This is a genomic window from Sporomusa termitida, from assembly GCF_007641255.1.
GTDB lineage: Bacteria > Bacillota > Negativicutes > Sporomusales > Sporomusaceae > Sporomusa > Sporomusa termitida.
This window is the reverse complement of record NZ_CP036259.1, coordinates 404,327-421,409: the sequence shown is the minus strand read 5'-3', so window position 1 is coordinate 421,409 and position 17,083 is coordinate 404,327. Positions and strand designations below refer to the sequence as shown.

Here is a 17,083-nt window from a genome sequence, read left to right as displayed (position 1 = left end):
ACCGACGCGCATGGATGCGCTAGTGTCACGGGCGTATCATGGACGATACGCTTTGCCCGGGACCGACGCGCATGGATGCGCTAGTGTCACGGGCGTATCATGGACGATACGCTTTGCCCGGGACCGACGCGCATGGATGCACTAGTGTCACGGGCGTATCAGGACGATACGCTTTGTCTGTGACCGACGCGCACGGATGCGCTAGTGTCACGGGACGTACCGGAATGATACATTAACCTGGTATCATTTGGTACATTGTCGCTTTGTGACGACTTTTACATATTAACATATTGATTTTAGCATTGTCAATATGTTTTTAAAGTATTTATTACTATTTACAACATTTACTACCTGTTATCGACAAGCGACTTTTATATAATAGCCAGCAATAATAATATTGTCAACCATCTGCCCAAACTTTTTCATCTGCTGCACTTATACTGTTCAGTCAGAAGTATTGCGGATAGGCGGCCTTAGCCATCCTGGAAACCCCGTAAACTATGTATTGCGATGTAGAATATACATAGCGGTCAGGAATCTGAACAAGCTTCTTGTTGGCGATAGCTTTTATCTGCCGTAATGCCAGATCATTCTCTAAATCAGTGGCAAACTGCTTAAAATCTGTTTTACCGGTGTAATCCCAGTCCGGGGTCAGAAGAATGTCCGGGTTTATTTTAATAATCTGTTCTTTGGCTAGCAGACCGTCTTTGTTAAGCCCTACACTGGCCGCACCATCGATGACACCGGCATACCGGCACAGATCCTCAAACATACTGCCTTTCCCCCCCATACCGCCCATTAAGGAATAGTTAACAACAACCTGCCGCTTATCAGGCGGCACCTGCTCGATTATCCTGCCGGTCGCCAGAAGCTCGGCCTCCATATCGGCTATAATTCTGGCTCCTGCCGCTTCCTCACCGACAACATGGGCAAGTTCACTGATTACCTGCTTAACTTCGGCAATATTATTCGGTGTTTTATATACATATACAGCAATGCCAACATCTCTTATGCTTTGAATAAGCTCAATAGCCTGCCAATCGGCCGTGATAACCAAATCAGGCGACATGGCCACCACACTTTCGGCATTAGCGCGTATCTTGCCTGGAACCTGCTTAGCAGTTTCGGAAATATTGGAAATACTGCTGTCATCCGCTAAATATGTCAGGGCTGCAATCCGCTCAGCTGGCACAAGTCCTGTCAGCATTTCATCTGTACCAATGGTTAAAGACACTAGCCGCTGCGGTTTATGGGCCAGTTTGGCAACATACCCGTGACTATCTGTCACGCTGTAGCCCCCAAGCGGCGGTGGGGTCTGCTCCCTGGGACTGTTGCCACAGCCGGTAGTAAGCAAAAAAATATAACTTAGAATTGCTATCAATAGGCCGGTAGCTGCCCGACGCTTCATCTCGCACCTCCTAAAATTTAGCTGCATCATAATATAGTATTGCAATTCTTCCTGCATTTGCTTACATATCTATACCCACAGGGGCATATAAATGCCATACCTGCTTTTTGCGAGGTCATTTGTCCTGCCCTGGGAGGAGGAAAACTATGATCAACTCTGCCGCCAAAACCAATGGCAATTTAATAAGAGTATTGTTGTCCTATTGGTGGTCATCAGCAAGCTTACAGGCTTGGGCTCTAACCTGTGCACTTATTATTTGTACCGGGCTGATCGTTTTATTAACTATGCAGCTTAACAGCTGGCAGGTAGGCTTTTATACAAACTTGCAACAACTCAGTTATCCCGGCTTTACAACCTCTTTAACACAATTTATTATTCTGTCGCTGGTATTGGTTGCAGCTTCAGGCAGCCAGACGCATTTTAAAATGATGCTGCAGATACGCTGGCGTCAGTGGATAACAGATAAATATATTAGCTTGTGGCTGCATAACCAAACCTATTTTCGTATGAGTGTACACCCTGATCCTGTTGACAACCCGGATCAGCGAATTGGCGAAGATATTAATTTGTTTGTCACTCACTCCTTAGAACTGGCAACAGGCTTTTTGCGTCAGATTATATCGCTCACAGTATTCGCCGCTGTATTGTGGCATTTGTCCGGTGAGATCACCGTTTCCCTGGCCGGCACTGAATTTATTCTTCCCGGTTATCTGGTTTTAGCAGCCTTAATTTATTCTGCGTGCGGGACATGGATCACCGTGCAGGCAGGCCACCCGCTGATGAGGCAAAGTAATGTTCAGCAAAGCAATGAGGCTGATTTCCGCTATTGCCTAATCCGTCTGCAGGAATATGGTGAATGTGTTGCCCTCTATAAAGGGGATCAGCAGGAAAAAGTTAATTTAATGCAGCACCTGGCCCGGATTGTTGCTACTTATCTGTCTATAATTAAAACGACCAGAACAATTACCTGGATATCATCAATTTATTCCCAGTTATCCATCGTTTTTGCCTTCCTGATTGCCTCGCCCCGGTATTTCAATGGCGAATTACTGCTTGGCCAATTATTTGAGATATCAGGCGCATACTGGTATGTGCACTCTGCCCTTTCGTACCTGATCGACAGCTTTGGTAAAATAGCGCAGTGGCAGGCAGTCACGGACCGCTTAAGAGAATTCTACACCCAGCTGGCTGCCAGTCATAGGGAAACCAAACCACGACCGGCAGTCTTTACATCAAACAAGTATAAAACTGTTGCGATGAAAAACCTTACAGTATTATCGCCCGCAGGTCAGATTTTAATAAACAATTTGACACTGGAGCTAAAACCGGGAGAAAGCATTCTTATTACCGGCCCTTCCGGCTGTGGGAAAACCACATTACTAAAGACATTGTCAGGCATATGGCCGTTTTTTGCTGGGAAAATCACTTTACCGCCAGCAGAAAAAATGCTGTTTCTGCCCCAAAAACCCTACTTACCTATTGGTTCACTCCGCAAAGCTATTTTATACCCGCACAGCCTGACAAATGTACCTAACCTGACACTCAAGGAACTGCTGACAATTTGTGGTTTATGCTCACTGCAGCAACACCTGGACCGGGAAGCAGACTGGTCAAGACTACTTTCCATGGGTGAGCTTCAGCGGCTTTCCATTGCCCGGGCCATACTGCATCAGCCTGAATGGCTGTTTCTCGATGAAACAACCTCCTGTATTGATACCAGAATGGAGCAGGCTATGTATCGGACTCTCAAAGAAAAACTACCGCAAACAGCTTTCATCAGTATCGGCCACCGGGGCACCCTGAAAGCCTATCACCGGTGGATATTACATTTAGAAGAAACCGGCTTATGGCATTGTTCTGACCAACTATCAGCAGCAGGTACCGGGACGTGGTTCGCTAACTACAGCTAAAATTCTATCCCCTTTTGGGCAAGTATTCCCTTTTTATAAGGATGCTTAATTTCTTTCATTTCTGTAACTAAATCAGCCTTATCAATAATTTCCGGCAGAGCATCCCGGCCGGTGAGCACAAGGTGCAGCGGCTGGGGTTTTGCTGCCAGCAGTGCTAATACTTCCGCTATCGGAACCAGGCCGTATTTAATAGCATAGTTAATTTCATCCAGAATAATCATATCCCACTTGCCGGCGAACATTTCTTCCCTGGCGTCAAGGAGTGCGTCTGCAGCCGCATCTTTATGATCGGCCAACGCATCGTCTTTAGCATGCCGTACAAACCCCTCACCTAACTGACGAATGACAAAATCTTCCCCCATCCTCGCCGCAGCCTGTAATTCGCCGTATTTCCAATTGCCTTTAATAAATTGTAAGACAAGTACTTTAAAACCCTGCCCCCAGGCCCGCATTCCCAGCCCTAACGCCGCTGTTGTTTTTCCTTTACCATTGCCGGTGTTTACAATAATTAATCCGTGGCGCTCTTTCATACTCTCCGCCCCTTCGTGTATGTCATTTCCTTATCATAGCTTTCACTTATATTTCCCGCCAGCAACCTATTCTCCTGCTGCTCTGGCTTACGGTAACAATGCTTCAGCTAAGATACTCATCCCTTGTTGCTTCTATTCTTTCCATATAACTGTTAAATTGCTGACACAACCAAGGATCAAACCGGGTACCGGCACAGCGTTTTATTGCCTGCAAAGCCTGCTGAGTATTTAAATTCCGGCTAGTTTCCTGCCGTCTGTTTGTCATTTCGTCAAAGGCATCACAAACAGCAAGCATTCGGCTTAAAAAGGGAAGTTCGGCTTCTTTAAGACCGTCCGGTGATCCACAGCCATCATAGCGGTCACGGTGATAGCGAATAACCCGGCTGATTTCCGCTAACCCCATGGCATTCAGGATTGCTTCACCATAGAGAGGATGGAATTTAACCATCGTTTCTTCATGCTCTGATAATGGTTCAGCTTTGTTCAGGATTGTACTGGATAAGCATAGCTTCCCGATATCATGCACCATGCCGCAGGTCAGGGATTTTTGCATTTCCCGCTCAGAAAAATCCATACAGGCTGCCCATTCAAACATTTGCATGGCAACACTCTGGCAATGACTAAGGGTACTGGGATCATGTTTTCCAAGAAGCGACAGTAAGCTAGCGACTTTTTGCATTTTATTTGCACCGTCCCTATGTTATATTTTATTAGTATAACCCGCTCACCCTGATGCGATCAAACCCCACGGCAGTAAACACAGCAGGCCCGTATCCGGAAGGTCAAGCTTGCCATCCGGAAAACAAAACTCCTGAGCCTGGCTCAGGAGTTTTGTCCTGGGACACTACACCGGTAACAAACATTTTACCGTACAGTTCAGACAAGACTCACGGCATATGTATAGAGCAACCGGCCACTCAATCAAATCAGTCTTAAGTAAATAGTCGGACGATTCATCTTTGAGCGTAATAAAGAAACCCTCCCTTGAAAAATGCGGGAGGGTCGAACTGAAAAAAAGCAATTTGTCTTACTAAGTGATTCTCATAGTAATCCCCTGCCCATCGCACGTGGGTAAAACGGTGACTGTCAGACAGGCAGTTCTCCTGGCTCTGGATCATCGCTCGCCCAAACCTTCCCAAGACTTAGTCTCAGTGGTATATCTTGGGTCTACTCCCCATTACAGTGGCGGGACCGCGCCGGTTTTACACCGTTCTTCCCTATTAAGCCCTTGCGGGCACCTGTCTCAAATATTAAATTGTTATATGTATCTGCTCTAACTTTAAATTAAATGTAGCATGTAGCCAAAAATCTGTCAATAACTATCTGTCAGATTATTATTTTACTGCCGCCTGGGCTAATTTTGCCCCCAGCTCTTTGCACTGGCCAAGCCCCTGTTCATCAGGACTTTCCTGAACAATCAAGCCGTCTGCGACCAACTGCGCCCCAAGACCCTTCATTCTTTCTTCCCAATCCCGCATCCACTGTCCGTCGCCCCAGCCGTAGGAACCAAATAAAGCCAGCGGCTTGCCGGTTAACTCAGCGGCCTGTAAGGTTGTTACAAATGGCTCCATTTCAGTCTCTTCCAGCACCTCATCCCCCATGGACGGGCAGCCTAAAGCAACGGCATCGGCTTCAATAACACTATTTTTATTCGCATTATTGACAGCAATTAATTCAACACTAACCCCGGCATTGCTTTTAGCACCGTCCGCTACGGCCACAGCCATTTGCTCAGTATTCCCTGTACCACTCCAATAAATAACAGCTAGCTTTTTCATGCTTAATCCCTCCATAATTGAAATAGATTCTCATCACTTGTCAAAAAAATATCAGCCAAAGCTTTTAGTTTAGCTGCTGCTCACCTCCACATATAAATCTTATTAGTGAAAATGATAATCTTTATCATTAATATAACGCTAAACTACCTTTTAGTCAATATCTCCCAGTGCTTAATTTATTATTTATTTTAAATTGTAAACAATCCCGTAAATCCAGCCACGCCCGGCGTTTTTCCCCGGAAATGGCTGGATTTACGGGGCTTCACACGCTCTCCTCCCCTAAAATACGCCCATTGCACACATGAATAACACGGCCTGTGCGCCGGGCAATCTCAGCGGCATTGGTGACGATGACAACGGTGTGGCCCTGCTGATTAAGACGGCTAAAAACATCAATAATTTCATTACCTGCTTTAGTATCCAGATTGCCGGTCGGTTCATCAGCCAGAATAATGGACGGATTATTAACAAGTGCCTGAGCAATGGCCACGCGCTGTCGTTGACCGCCGGTCATTTCATGTGGGCGCTGCCGCATATTTTTACCCAGTCCTACCGTCAGCAGCGCCTGTTCGGCCCGCTCGTAGCGTTCTTGTTTATCAACGCCGGCGTAGATCAATGGCAGCGTAGTGTTCTGTAAAGCCGACATGCGCGGCAACAGGTTAAAGTGCTGATACACAAAACCAATTTTCTGGTTCCGGGTGGCAGCTAATGCAACATCGTTCAGGGCTGTGATTTCCTGGCCGTCCAGGGTATAGGAGCCAATGGTCGGCCGGTCCCGGCAGCCTAAGATATTCATAAGTGTTGATTTACCCGAACCCTCAGGTCCCATAATCGCGGTAAATTCCCCGGTTGGGATGGTCAGGTTAACCCCGGCCAGGGCAAATACCTCACTGCCACCAATGTTATATGCTTTCCTTACATCTACCAAGGCGATCGTCATATCAAGCCCTCCCTTATTTAGCCTTATTAGCGCCCTGTCGTACCAGCTCCGGGCCAGGTGCAACTAATTTCTTTGCAACAATAACAAACGATATGCACCTATGACCTGACCATCATCTAACTGCAATGGGGCTTCCACCCCCGCAGCATAACGTCCGTCCGGACTGATGGCCGACCCTACGCAAGGGCCGGTAGTAGCAGCATAATCAAGCAGCCGGGCGTCAGGCAGGGATAAAAGATACAAACCATGCACCCCGACATCCCGGGACCGGACATTACGGCCGATAGCAATGGCCATTGTCTGTTCTGTGCCACTGATTTGCTCGACCATGCCGCCCAGTTTATAACGACTGACAAGCTTGCCTGACAGATCGAAAACAAATACACTGTTAGAGCCTGGATGTTCTACCGGTGTCGGCAGCTGCCAGTTAGCCCGGTTGTAGGTATTGCCTGTTGTAAACGCAGCATGCTCTTCGGTAAGATGCACATAATTACCGACAGCATTTATATACACCCCGCCTACTTTCTGCGGCTGGCTGATGGTTCGGAACCACAATTCATGGCCTTGGCCGTCATACAAAAAACACCGGCCATCGCTGGCCACACCGGCAACATGCCTGCCGCTGGGCGCAAACTCCGGGCTGCTGCGCATGGTTGTGTTCTGATAGGGCGGAGCCGGGGGAATCTCTGTACTCCACAGAATTTGCCGCAATGCCCCGTCCAGGCAGTACATGCTGTCTGTATAGCGGTTAGTTGAGCCCTCGTCCCAATTTGCCGTACCAAAGGCTGCCCTGCTGCCGCCGGCATCGACGCTTACCCAGCTGACCCAGGCGTCCAGATTGTGGTCAACCGGAAAAATTGCCTGCCGCACCCCTGCGGCATTAAATTTATAAATGCGGCCCCGGTACTCATTTCGCCCGTCGGCATAACGGATATAACGCTGCCCGACTGCGTACACCATCCCGTTCGCATCACTCCTGACAGCGATAATACCAGGATAGGTTTTATCCTGAATATTGACCCCCAGTTCGCCGACACTGGACTGCCGCCAGATTTCCCGGCCATCCTCCCGGTTTATGCACAGCAGGTATCCCTGTTGACTGGTTTCGCCAATATACAAATACCGGTTGTCCGGCGAGAATTCCAAGGCCGATAACTTACCTAATCCCATATTTTTGCGCCACAGTACCTGTCCCTTGAGATTGAGCAGCATCAGTTCACCGTTCTCAGTGCCAATGGCCAAATTCCGGCTATCTGGTGAAAACTTGATAAACCCTTTCGTGAAACCCATCCTCTGAAAATTATGTACTTCTACTTTTCCCAGCGAAATGTCGGCCACTTGTACAAAAGCACCGGTTTGTGTCCCGGTCTGCCTGGATGATAACGCCGGCCCGGAAGCAGCATTATCAAAAATATGGCTTGCCAAAAGGTATAAGGTTACCAGGAACAGTAAAATAAAGCCCGCGGTTTGCAGCTTTTTCATGTATATTTCACATCCATACTTTCATTACATCATACAGGTCACGCCAGGCCGGAATAAAAAACAGGCCGTTAAACTGCAACACATCCAGAATTTTTAGTCCCAGCAGAAGGATAATTGCGGTAAAAACCCCCAGACATAACCTCTGTTCACTTGCCGGCCACTGCTTTATTTCCGTAACCCGCGCTTCCCGTCCGAAACCACGGCTTTCAACCGAGGCCGCCAGGGTTGCTGCCCGCCGCAGCGTCCTCGCCAGAATCGGAAAGAGGGTCTGAAAGGCAGTTTGAATCAGCCGGCGGGGCACTAATGCCTTTAACGGCTCAAACCCCCGCAGCCGCTGGGCAGTCAGGACAACGGCAGTTTCCTGAAAAATAACCGGCAGAAAACGCAGGCCGCTGATCAGCATAAAGGCCAGCTCATACGGCATTCTCCAGGAGACAAAACTCTTAAGCAACTGCCGGGGATCTGACGTCCAGCTCAACAGCAACCCCAACGACAGCATACTCGCCGAGCGCAATGCCTGGACGGCGCCATACTCCAGTCCCTCGCGGTAGACAAACACGCCGCCGGTCAAAGTCCCGAGCACCGGCAGGGACGGCGGTATAAGGCACGCCACAATGGTTCTTGGCTCGCGGGAATAAAACAACGCCTGACTGACCATTGATCCCCATAAACCCAGCAGGACAAAAATAATCAGGATCCGCCACCGCGGCACGCTTGACCGGGCCAGGATGTGCAGGGCCAATGTCAGGCAAAACAACAAATATAAGGTACGGGGACTGTCAATCAGGATCACGGCTACTGCAAACCCGGCTAACAACACTACTTTAGTCCGGACATCAAGTTTATGCACCAGGGTATCACCCGGCGTTGCTTCCCAGACATCCCTGACGGACATACCGCACCACCTCCTCTACCCCCATGGCCACACCGCCATACAGTTGCCGCGCCACCAGCAAAGCAGCCGGCGGCTTCAAACCCGCCCGGCGCAGCATAGCATCCTGATTGAAGACTACGGCCGGCGGCCCGTCCGCAGTCAGGCGCCCCTGGCACAGAACAATAACCCGGTCGGCATGACCGGCGGCAACCTCGGTGTCATGAGTACAAAACACCACTGTTCCTCCCTGAACCACATACTCTTTCAGCAAAACAATAATATCTTCAATATGACCGATATCCTGTCCTGTTGTCGGCTCATCGAGCAGTAATACCGCCGGCCGGCAAGACAATACGGCTGCCAGGGCCAACCGCAGGCGCTGGCCGCGGCTAAGAGCCAGCGGGAATTCTTCTTCGCGGCCGTTTAACCCCATTTTCAATATAAGTTCCCGGCAATAAGGCGTAAGACCATTTCCTGCCTGCTGCTGCCTGGGAGCAAAGGCCACCTCTTCGGCTACCGTACTGTTAAACAGCATCAGGTCAGGATTTTGCAGTACCATCCCCACCTGGCGGCGTACGGCGGCCAGGGGCTGGCCTAACACCCGCACGGTCCCCTGCCGTGGTGTCAGCAGGCCCCCTATCTGTTGTAGCAAGGTTGATTTCCCGGCCCCATTGTTGCCCATAAGAGCAACAAACTGCCCCCGGGGAATAAACAGGTCAATATGATCCAGGACCGGTTGCGGGCTTTGCTCATACCAAAAAGACAAATTCTGAATCTCCATAGCAGGCTCCGAACCGCTGCCGGTTGCTGCCGGTATACACGCCGTTCCTGCCACTGCCGGCACATGATACCGCCGCCGGATAGCGGCTACAGCCTCCTCCACCCCGGCCGACGAGGATACCAGCCCCAGCCGCCGGCATATATCCACCGGCTGCGGTACCCTGAGACCATGGCCGGCAAACAGCTCCGGACAGCCAAACGCCGCCGCTCTCGTACCCTCCCACAGTAGTTTTCCCGCATCCATAACAACAACCCGGTTACACAGTGGCATAACCTCATGCAGGCGGTGTTCCACCAGAATAATAGTAATACCAAGTTCCCGGTTGATTTTCTCCAGTACGGCCAGCAATTCAGTAGCTCCCCGGGGATCAAGCTGGCTGATAGGTTCATCCAGGGCCAGAATAGCTGGCCTGGCAGCCAATACCGAGGCTACAGCCAGCCGCTGTTTTTGCCCGCCTGATAAGGCATGCACACTGGCTTCCCGTTTATTGAGCAGCCCCACCAGCGCCAGGGCCTCATCAACCCGGTGGTTAATATCAGCAGCAGCCATGCCCATATTCTCCAAAACAAAAGCAGTTTCATCATACACCGTGGTCGAAAAAATCTGATCCTCCGGGCTTTGAAACACCATTCCCACCGTCCGGCTCAGCTGGGTAACACTAAGCTGGCGGGTGTCCTGCCTATTCACCAGCACAGTACCGCACAACACCCCGCCGCTTTCTTCCGGGATAAGACCGTTAAGCATTTTTAACAATGTACTTTTGCCACAGCCTGTCGAACCGGTAATCAATACGAAGTCACCGGCCGCAACCTGCAGGCTGAACTGATCGACACTGGGCTGACTCGCATGTTTATAAGTAAAGGTTACATTCTGCCATTCCACAAAAGCCTGCATCTTTCAGTCCCCCCCTACCCGGCATAAGCGGCTGCCAAGCCGTACGCCGCAGACCGCACCAATTGCTGTATATAAGAAGCCGTTGATCAGTAACAGCAGATAAATATACCAGTCGGCATAATACATCCGGTACAATACCGACAGGCCCTGCAGAGTGACATAGGTCGCAATACTGTCGGCAACCCCGCAGATCAAGGCCAGGCAGGCAACCTTCTGCCAGTTCAGGCCGGCTGCAGCATCAGTCGACTGCAGGTGGCTGTACAGCCCGCTGCTGTACAGCAGCGTTTCCAGTAACAGGGCATTAATCCCATAGGACAATAAACTGATCGGTGAAACCTGCCCGAAGGCCAGCATTCCCAGCAGGAGGCGCACAATAATCATCAGGGCAATAACCCCCGGCCGGGGAATGAGTATAACCAGCGCTATGATCATCATATACAACATAATACTGTGAAATAAGCCGGTAACAAGAAACCCGAAAGGCCCCATCAGGATATGAAAGAAATCATTGAGCAGCGTTGACGGCACCGTAACAACCGCAAACGCCGCCGCCCCAAATAAGGCCACCGTCACCAGCCAGCGGGTTTTGAGCGTTGCCAGGACAGATCTGACGCGCCTGACAGCCAGCAGCAGCGCTGCCAGTAAAATGACTGCCGCCCCGCCAATAACAGCCAGGGCTTTCCAATCCTTTTTAACAACAGTAATCACTGTTTCCTGCACCACCGGCGGCGCAAACTCATCTTCCATAACCACTCGCAGGATGTACTGCCCCCCTGCCAGCGCCTGCTCGTTCATATAAACAGGCAGTTGAACAGTCTGCCTCGGCTCACCGGTGAGCGCCGCAAAAGCGACCAGCTTGTCCTCATGCCCGCCCAGTGAGCCGGCATCCTTATCCTCACCGGTTGTTCCCGGTGTAAACAGGCCGGACACCGGCTCACGGCTATGAGCATCATGCAAGCGGGCAGTAATAACCACCAGTTTTTGCTGTTCAGACGGATTTTTGACAATAAGCCGCATATGAGTAAGCGGATGCAGCGCCTCGACCTCCAGATTGGAGGCCCCTTTACCATTGATGATATTTTTATAATAATCCCAGCTTTTGTCACGCATGACCAGGGTATTGCGCGATAATCGCTCGTCATTTTTGCCATCCCGGTCCAGCGGCAGGATAATTTCTTCAATAACTGGCGGCTCATTGCCAAGCTTACGGCCTGTTGTAACTACTGTAACCGGTACCTGCCGGGTCTGCCGGCCATCGCTGATGATGATAGCATATGTACCGGGTATAATGTCTGCCGCAGCCTGGATTGTCAATAAATCGAACCACTGGCTGTAGCCGCCGGCTAAGTCAATATGCCGCTGCAGAATATCCCCCTCCGGGTATTGTTCCACCTGCCAGACAGTTGACCTGTCGGCTAGAGCAAACCCGGGCGGCAGCTTGATTGAAATTGTGGCCGCAACCGCAGCCTGGCTGCGATTTTCTATGCTGTACAAGGCCTGCAGCTGACTCCCCGGCCCGACACCTTCCCGCGGTTTCCCCAAATAGTAAGGTACCTGCAACGAAATAGTAACATCGTCACCTGTTTGCCCTGCGCCTAATGGTGGCAGCAGGCAAAGGGCGATGAGACATAAACTGAGCAATGCTGTTAATTTCATAAGTTTCTTTTACTCCCGTACCTTTTCCATTGTCCAGACACTGACCCCCAGCAATATCACAGCATAGCTGCCTAGCACCAGCCAGGAAACCCCGGCCGGCTCACCGCCATAGGTAATAGCCCGCAAAGCGGCACTGGCATGCGTCAGCGGCAAAAGCTCCAACAGCCAGCGGACCACAGCCGGGAGTTTGTCGGTGCTAAAAAAAGTAGCACATAAAAACGACATAGGCAGCAGCACATATGTGCTGAAATTACCCATGTCCTCATGCGAGTCAATCAACATGGCCACGACAAAACCCAGAGCGGAAAAAACAATACAATTCAGCATCAAAATAAGAATAAACATGCCGTTAACAGCAACCTTGGCCCCAAAAAGCCAGGCCAAAGCAACAATAATGACTGACGATATCAGCCCCCGCACAACACCGGCGGCAATTTTCCCCAAAACAAAAGACAAGGAGCTGATAGGAGCTACCAGATACTCTTCTAAAGTCTTGTGATACAGCCTGCCGGTATGCAGTGGCCCGCCCACAGAGTTAAAACTAATATTCATGGAATTTAGCGCCAGGATTCCGGGGACAATAAAATCCATGTAACTGCCCTGACTGACCTGGATACTGCGGCCCATACCCCAGCCAAAGGCCACCAGATAGAGTACAGGTGCAACCATCCGGGATAAGATAAAAGCACCGATGCGCCGGTAAAGCACAATCCAGTCCCGCCAAAAAACGGTCCCGATATCCTGCATCATGGTCCGCTCACCTTTCTTCCTGTCAATTACTATAACATCTTCCGGGTTGCAATGCGGCTGGTCCTTCATATTCGCCCTCTTTTTCCTAATTATCACCGATCAAGGGTGCTGACAAACAGCAATATACCGTTCCCACAAGCACTCCAGCAGATGAACGGCTCCCTGCAAGCCCATAAACGGTCGATGGCTGAGCCGGATTTCGTCATATACGGGCAGGGCAATATTCTGGTAAACCACCGCCTGCTGTTGGCTGCGGTACAGCCAGGCCCGCTCATTGCTGCTGGCAAGCAGCAACCCTGCCGTCAGTTGATTCAGACAGTCTGCCAGGGCCTGGCCGTCTTTTTGGGCATCAATTACCCGGCCTAAACCGGCCGGTATCTGTGGCTGCAAAATACCACCCTGAGCAATGATTGTCAGCCTAGTGGTATCCACCCATTCCCGCCGTACTGCCTGTGCTATCCCCAGGGCGGTAGACGCGGGCGCTGCCACCAGCACCTGGTTAAACCACATCTCACCCCAAATACGCTCCATCTCCTGGGTAGCGTTGCGCAGCCGGCGCTCCAGCAAAGCCCGCTCCTGGCCGGCGATTGCCAAAGCCTGCTTGGTCCTGCCGCTAACCTGCGCGACCGAACAGAGCCAGTCCCAGGAGCCTTCTACCCCATAAGGCGGCAGCCCAGCCACATAAGGAATTCCATACTGAGCTTGCAGCAATAAAGCCGTTTCCAGCCCCAGTTCGGCGTGTAAGACAACGTTCAATTCGGCCTGAGCCATCACCGCTATATCGTCCTGGCAGGAACCTGCCCCCGGACAGGCCAGCACATGATAACCGGCCGCCCCCAGCAGCCGCTTAATTTCCTGTACGTCACTGACGGCATTATAGTAACCGTAGGTTGCCCCCAGCAAATTAACGGTGCCGGCCTTTCTTGGCAGGCCTTGGGGCAGCGGTATTGCTGAAAAATAGGCTTTCGCCGCAGCCCGGTACCCCTCTTGCAAGCCCCCGCTCAAGCCACCGCTTTCCAGGCAAATTACCGGACAGGGCATAGCGGCCTGCCGGGCAATTGCCGCAAGATCATCGCCGATCAGACTGACTGAACAGCTGCTTTCAATAAATACCACGGACGGCCGGGTGGTCTCCTTGACAGTTTGCAAGGTCGCCAGCAGGGCCTCTTCGGTACCGTAGATCACTGCATTATTATCAACCTGTGAGCAAAAAAAGCGGTTGGCAATGTCGGGGCAGGAATGCTCCAGAAACCGGAGGGCATAAAAGTAGCACCACAATGGGCCGTTACCGACAATAACCGCATCCTCAATACCGGCAAAAAACGCCGCCGCCCCGGTCAGCGCACAGGCATTGAAACAGCTTTGGACATCATGCCACTGTGGATCAGCCATACAATATTCCTCCCCGCAGGGCCGGGCGCTGGGCCAGACGCTCCAGTTTTTGCAGCTGTCTGAGGAAACCGCTCACCCCGATAGGCGGTAATACCGGTATAAAGAACTGACGGAGGTTTTCATCGTCTAATTCATGCGTAGTCATTACCAGCTCGGCTGTACGGAGAGTCGCATCTGCCTGACTTTGCAGCAAGACAGGTATCTGCGTATACGCTGGCAGGGCCTGCCGCAATACTTCCTGCTGCTGTCCGGTCAGCCCCTGCAATAAGACAACAGCCACTAATTCGATTTCTGCCTGAGCTAGTAGTTCCAGCACCCAGCCTGGTTCAAAATACTGCAGCGGCCGGCCGATAACTAACGCAACCCTGGCTAGGCGCAGGGTCCGGCGGCTCTCGAATACGGCAGCCTGCAACCGCTGTTGTTCAGCCGCAATTGCCTGCCTGGCGGCCTGAGGGCGGGCCAGTAATGCTCCCAGTTCAGCCAGCCACGCCGTGGTCCCTAGCCAGCCTACCGGATGGTCTCTGTCGAAAAACGGAGTGCCGCTCCTTGCTTCAAGCCCGACGGCCAGCCTGCGGATCCAGGCATAGGATTGGGCCCTGCCGCCAATCAGGATATTCAGTGATGATGCGGCCACCCGCCGCATGTCGTTAAGCGAGGCATACCCTGGAAAATGAGCATGGACCTCTAAGCCAAAATAGTGGAGCAGTCGTTCCATTTCCTGGCAATCTTCGCTGTCAGGCCCGCCACGGTCACCCAAAAGTGTAACCGTGTCCGGCAGCGTGGGCTGGGTAGTAATAAAACGTTCGGCCACAGCCATGGCCGTGTGATAATAACCTGCATGATATTCCCCGTCCAAATACCCGCTGCAGGGGGAAGCAATGACCGGTATAGTAAATTCCTGTTCAGCCAGAGCGGCCACCTCGGCAATATCATCGCCAATGATGCCGGCCACACAGGAACTGGCAATCACAATATAACTTGGCCGGTAACGGCCGGCTACAGACCTGATGCACGCCCGCAGCTGCTCCGCCCCGCCAAAGATCGAATGCTCATCATTTAATTCACTGCTGATCAGTGGTGCTCTATAGCGCCCGGGCACAAATTCCTGCCGGGCTACCAGGCGGTAATGAATACCCAGCCCCATCTCCTGGGTGATATGGGCACAGGCTTTAGGACTGTGAAAAATCACTACAGCGCCATCGCTGTGGGCTACAGCCCGCCATACGCCAGGCATACTGCAACTGCAGCCGCTCTTCAGGGAGACAACCGGGCGCTTACTCTTCACCATAGCGTAACACCAGCTCCTCAAGGTCTTCAAACTCCAGCGGCGTTGGGATAGACAATTCCCTGTTGCCCATGATCAGCGTGGCCAGTTGCCGGTACACAGCGGCCTGAGGCGAGTCCGGCTTCCATTCAATAACAGTCTGCCGGCGAATTTCAGCCTGATGAACAGTCTGCTCCCGGGGGATAAAAGCAACCAGGCGGGTATTCAGTTTAGCGGCAAACTCTTCCAATAAAGCCTGCTCATGCATGATGTTACGGCTGTTGCCAATAATACCGCCAAGCCGGGCCTGGCCACGGCCGGCAAACCTTGCTACCCCTTTGGCAATATTATTGGCAGCATACAGCGACATCAACTCACCGGAGGAGACAATATAGATATCCGTAGCATAGCCTTCACGAATGGGTACGGCAAAACCCCCGCACACCACATCGCCCAGTACGTCATATAAGATAATATGATCTTCTGCAATCGACTGCAGGGCTTTAAGCTTCTCCAAAGCGACAATAATCCCGCGGCCGGCGCAGCCTACCCCCGGCTCCGGACCGCCGGCCTCCACACATTTAACACCCTGGAAACCGTTATGGACCACATGACTGGTGGTTACATCATCACCATATTTTCTGACCATATCGAGCACTGTTTGCTTGCACGTGCTGCCAAGCAGCAGTCTGGTAGAATCGTTTTTCGGATCACAGCCAATCTGGCACACAGCCTGACCCTGTTCAGCCAGAGCCGCCGATACATTGGCAGCGGTTGTCGATTTCCCAATCCCGCCTTTGCCATAAAACGCAATTTTTTTCATTGTTTTTCTTGTATTCCTCTCTCAATCAATTCATAAGAAAACACGGCTTGCGCCGAGCCTTTGGCGAAAGCGGAAGCCGATGCTGCCCTTATCCAAAGAAAATTATACTTTCTATCAGGATAAGAAAAGACATGGCTTGTGCAAGTCCTTTAGGACGACGGCAGAAGCCGCTTGTGTCCTTTAGGGTATAGTCGTTCTTATGTCCACAGAATTTATTTATAAATTCTGGTAGACTCAAAAACCGGGGGATTCCAGGATGACTCAGTAAATAAAAATGAACTCCTATGCTCAACTCAGGAGTTCATTGCCGCTTAAATAAGCGTTATCGCAAAAAATCCCCCTCCCCATCGCTCGTAGGTCAACCGGTGATTGTCAAACAGGCAGTTCTCCTGGCTCTGGCTCATCGCTCCTCCAAACCTTCCCACGACTTGTTTGACGCACCGTCGACACATTCCGGGTGTCCGGCACTAGCCTCCTTCGGCGGCGTCGCAGTGGCATAATTGAAATTGCTCCTCATTACAGTGGCGGGACCGCGCCGGTTTTTCACCGGACTTCCCTATTAAGCCCCGCAGGGCACCTGTCTCAGCTGTATTTAGTTGTA

Annotated in this window: 14 protein-coding genes and 2 riboswitches; of the genes, 1 reads left to right on the top strand and 13 read right to left on the bottom strand. The window is 51.2% G+C overall.

All coding sequences use genetic code 11. From position 1 onward, the window contains the following. Positions 1-448 precede the first annotated feature (448 nt). Positions 449-1,408, bottom strand: coding sequence for an ABC transporter substrate-binding protein (locus SPTER_RS01860; RefSeq protein WP_144348804.1), 960 nt, complete (start codon positions 1,406-1,408; stop codon positions 449-451). 146 nt (positions 1,409-1,554) lie between these two features. Here SPTER_RS01860 and SPTER_RS01855 point away from each other — a divergent pair, with 146 nt between their 5' ends. Then, on the top strand, positions 1,555-3,318 hold the full coding sequence (locus SPTER_RS01855) for an ABC transporter ATP-binding protein/permease (protein WP_144348803.1): 1,764 nt from the start codon (positions 1,555-1,557) through the stop codon (positions 3,316-3,318). Here SPTER_RS01855 and cobO read toward each other — a convergent pair. The 12 genes from cobO to SPTER_RS01795 form a co-directional block, all read right to left on the bottom strand. Next, complete coding sequence (gene cobO / locus SPTER_RS01850) at positions 3,315-3,848, bottom strand: cob(I)yrinic acid a,c-diamide adenosyltransferase (protein WP_144348802.1); 534 nt, start codon at positions 3,846-3,848, stop codon at positions 3,315-3,317. The two genes, SPTER_RS01855 and cobO, sit on opposite strands and share 4 nt — an antisense overlap. A gap of 103 nt (positions 3,849-3,951) precedes the next feature. Then, positions 3,952-4,449 (bottom strand): HD-GYP domain-containing protein, encoded by a 498-nt coding sequence (locus SPTER_RS01845; protein WP_170233102.1) that lies wholly within the window; start codon positions 4,447-4,449, stop codon positions 3,952-3,954. A gap of 475 nt (positions 4,450-4,924) precedes the next feature. Next, positions 4,925-5,105: riboswitch (cobalamin riboswitch) on the bottom strand. A gap of 77 nt (positions 5,106-5,182) precedes the next feature. Beyond that, positions 5,183-5,626 carry a flavodoxin gene (locus tag SPTER_RS01840; protein ID WP_144348800.1) on the bottom strand — a complete coding sequence of 148 codons (444 nt, stop codon included), beginning with the start codon at positions 5,624-5,626 and terminating at the stop codon, positions 5,183-5,185. A 262-nt stretch (positions 5,627-5,888) separates the two neighbouring features. Further along, positions 5,889-6,566, bottom strand: coding sequence for an ABC transporter ATP-binding protein (locus SPTER_RS01835; protein WP_144348799.1), 678 nt, complete (start codon positions 6,564-6,566; stop codon positions 5,889-5,891). Positions 6,567-6,629: 63 nt separating this feature from the next. Continuing rightward, positions 6,630-8,048, bottom strand: a complete 1,419-nt coding sequence (locus SPTER_RS01830) for an outer membrane protein assembly factor BamB family protein (RefSeq protein ID WP_144348798.1) — start codon at positions 8,046-8,048, stop codon at positions 6,630-6,632. Between the two features lie 7 nt (positions 8,049-8,055). Further along, complete coding sequence (locus SPTER_RS01825) at positions 8,056-8,943, bottom strand: energy-coupling factor transporter transmembrane component T family protein (RefSeq protein ID WP_144348797.1); 888 nt, start codon at positions 8,941-8,943, stop codon at positions 8,056-8,058. After that, positions 8,906-10,597 carry an ABC transporter ATP-binding protein gene (locus SPTER_RS01820; RefSeq protein WP_144348796.1) on the bottom strand — a complete coding sequence of 564 codons (1,692 nt, stop codon included), beginning with the start codon at positions 10,595-10,597 and terminating at the stop codon, positions 8,906-8,908. The genes SPTER_RS01825 and SPTER_RS01820 overlap by 38 nt, the downstream gene beginning before the upstream one ends. A 3-nt stretch (positions 10,598-10,600) precedes the next feature. Continuing rightward, entirely contained in the window at positions 10,601-12,253 is a 1,653-nt protein-coding gene (locus tag SPTER_RS01815; protein WP_144348795.1) for an MptD family putative ECF transporter S component, read from the bottom strand. 9 nt (positions 12,254-12,262) lie between these two features. Then, positions 12,263-13,003 (bottom strand): ABC transporter permease, encoded by a 741-nt coding sequence (locus SPTER_RS01810; RefSeq protein ID WP_144352694.1) that lies wholly within the window; start codon positions 13,001-13,003, stop codon positions 12,263-12,265. A gap of 99 nt (positions 13,004-13,102) precedes the next feature. Then, entirely contained in the window at positions 13,103-14,395 is a 1,293-nt protein-coding gene (locus SPTER_RS01805) for a nitrogenase component 1 (protein WP_144348794.1), read from the bottom strand. Continuing rightward, positions 14,388-15,683, bottom strand: coding sequence for a nitrogenase component 1 (locus tag SPTER_RS01800; protein WP_144348793.1), 1,296 nt, complete (start codon positions 15,681-15,683; stop codon positions 14,388-14,390). Before SPTER_RS01800 ends, SPTER_RS01805 begins: the two co-directional genes overlap by 8 nt. Next, positions 15,670-16,482, bottom strand: a complete 813-nt coding sequence (locus SPTER_RS01795) for a nucleotide-binding protein (protein WP_144348792.1) — start codon at positions 16,480-16,482, stop codon at positions 15,670-15,672. The genes SPTER_RS01800 and SPTER_RS01795 overlap by 14 nt, the downstream gene beginning before the upstream one ends. A gap of 362 nt (positions 16,483-16,844) precedes the next feature. Beyond that, positions 16,845-17,078: riboswitch (cobalamin riboswitch) on the bottom strand. Positions 17,079-17,083 lie beyond the last annotated feature (5 nt).

Coding starts and splice junctions, on each gene's coding strand:
- SPTER_RS01860 (WP_144348804.1), bottom strand. CDS start 1,408: ATGAAGCGTCGGGCAGCTACCGGCCTATTGATAGCAATTCTAAGTTAT.
- SPTER_RS01855 (WP_144348803.1), top strand. CDS start 1,555: ATGATCAACTCTGCCGCCAAAACCAATGGCAATTTAATAAGAGTATTG.
- cobO (WP_144348802.1), bottom strand. CDS start 3,848: ATGAAAGAGCGCCACGGATTAATTATTGTAAACACCGGCAATGGTAAA.
- SPTER_RS01845 (WP_170233102.1), bottom strand. CDS start 4,449: ATGCAAATGTTTGAATGGGCAGCCTGTATGGATTTTTCTGAGCGGGAA.
- SPTER_RS01840 (WP_144348800.1), bottom strand. CDS start 5,626: ATGAAAAAGCTAGCTGTTATTTATTGGAGTGGTACAGGGAATACTGAG.
- SPTER_RS01835 (WP_144348799.1), bottom strand. CDS start 6,566: ATGACGATCGCCTTGGTAGATGTAAGGAAAGCATATAACATTGGTGGC.
- SPTER_RS01830 (WP_144348798.1), bottom strand. CDS start 8,048: ATGAAAAAGCTGCAAACCGCGGGCTTTATTTTACTGTTCCTGGTAACC.
- SPTER_RS01825 (WP_144348797.1), bottom strand. CDS start 8,943: ATGTCCGTCAGGGATGTCTGGGAAGCAACGCCGGGTGATACCCTGGTG.
- SPTER_RS01820 (WP_144348796.1), bottom strand. CDS start 10,597: ATGCAGGCTTTTGTGGAATGGCAGAATGTAACCTTTACTTATAAACAT.
- SPTER_RS01815 (WP_144348795.1), bottom strand. CDS start 12,253: ATGAAATTAACAGCATTGCTCAGTTTATGTCTCATCGCCCTTTGCCTG.
- SPTER_RS01810 (WP_144352694.1), bottom strand. CDS start 13,003: ATGATGCAGGATATCGGGACCGTTTTTTGGCGGGACTGGATTGTGCTT.
- SPTER_RS01805 (WP_144348794.1), bottom strand. CDS start 14,395: ATGGCTGATCCACAGTGGCATGATGTCCAAAGCTGTTTCAATGCCTGT.
- SPTER_RS01800 (WP_144348793.1), bottom strand. CDS start 15,683: ATGGTGAAGAGTAAGCGCCCGGTTGTCTCCCTGAAGAGCGGCTGCAGT.
- SPTER_RS01795 (WP_144348792.1), bottom strand. CDS start 16,482: ATGAAAAAAATTGCGTTTTATGGCAAAGGCGGGATTGGGAAATCGACA.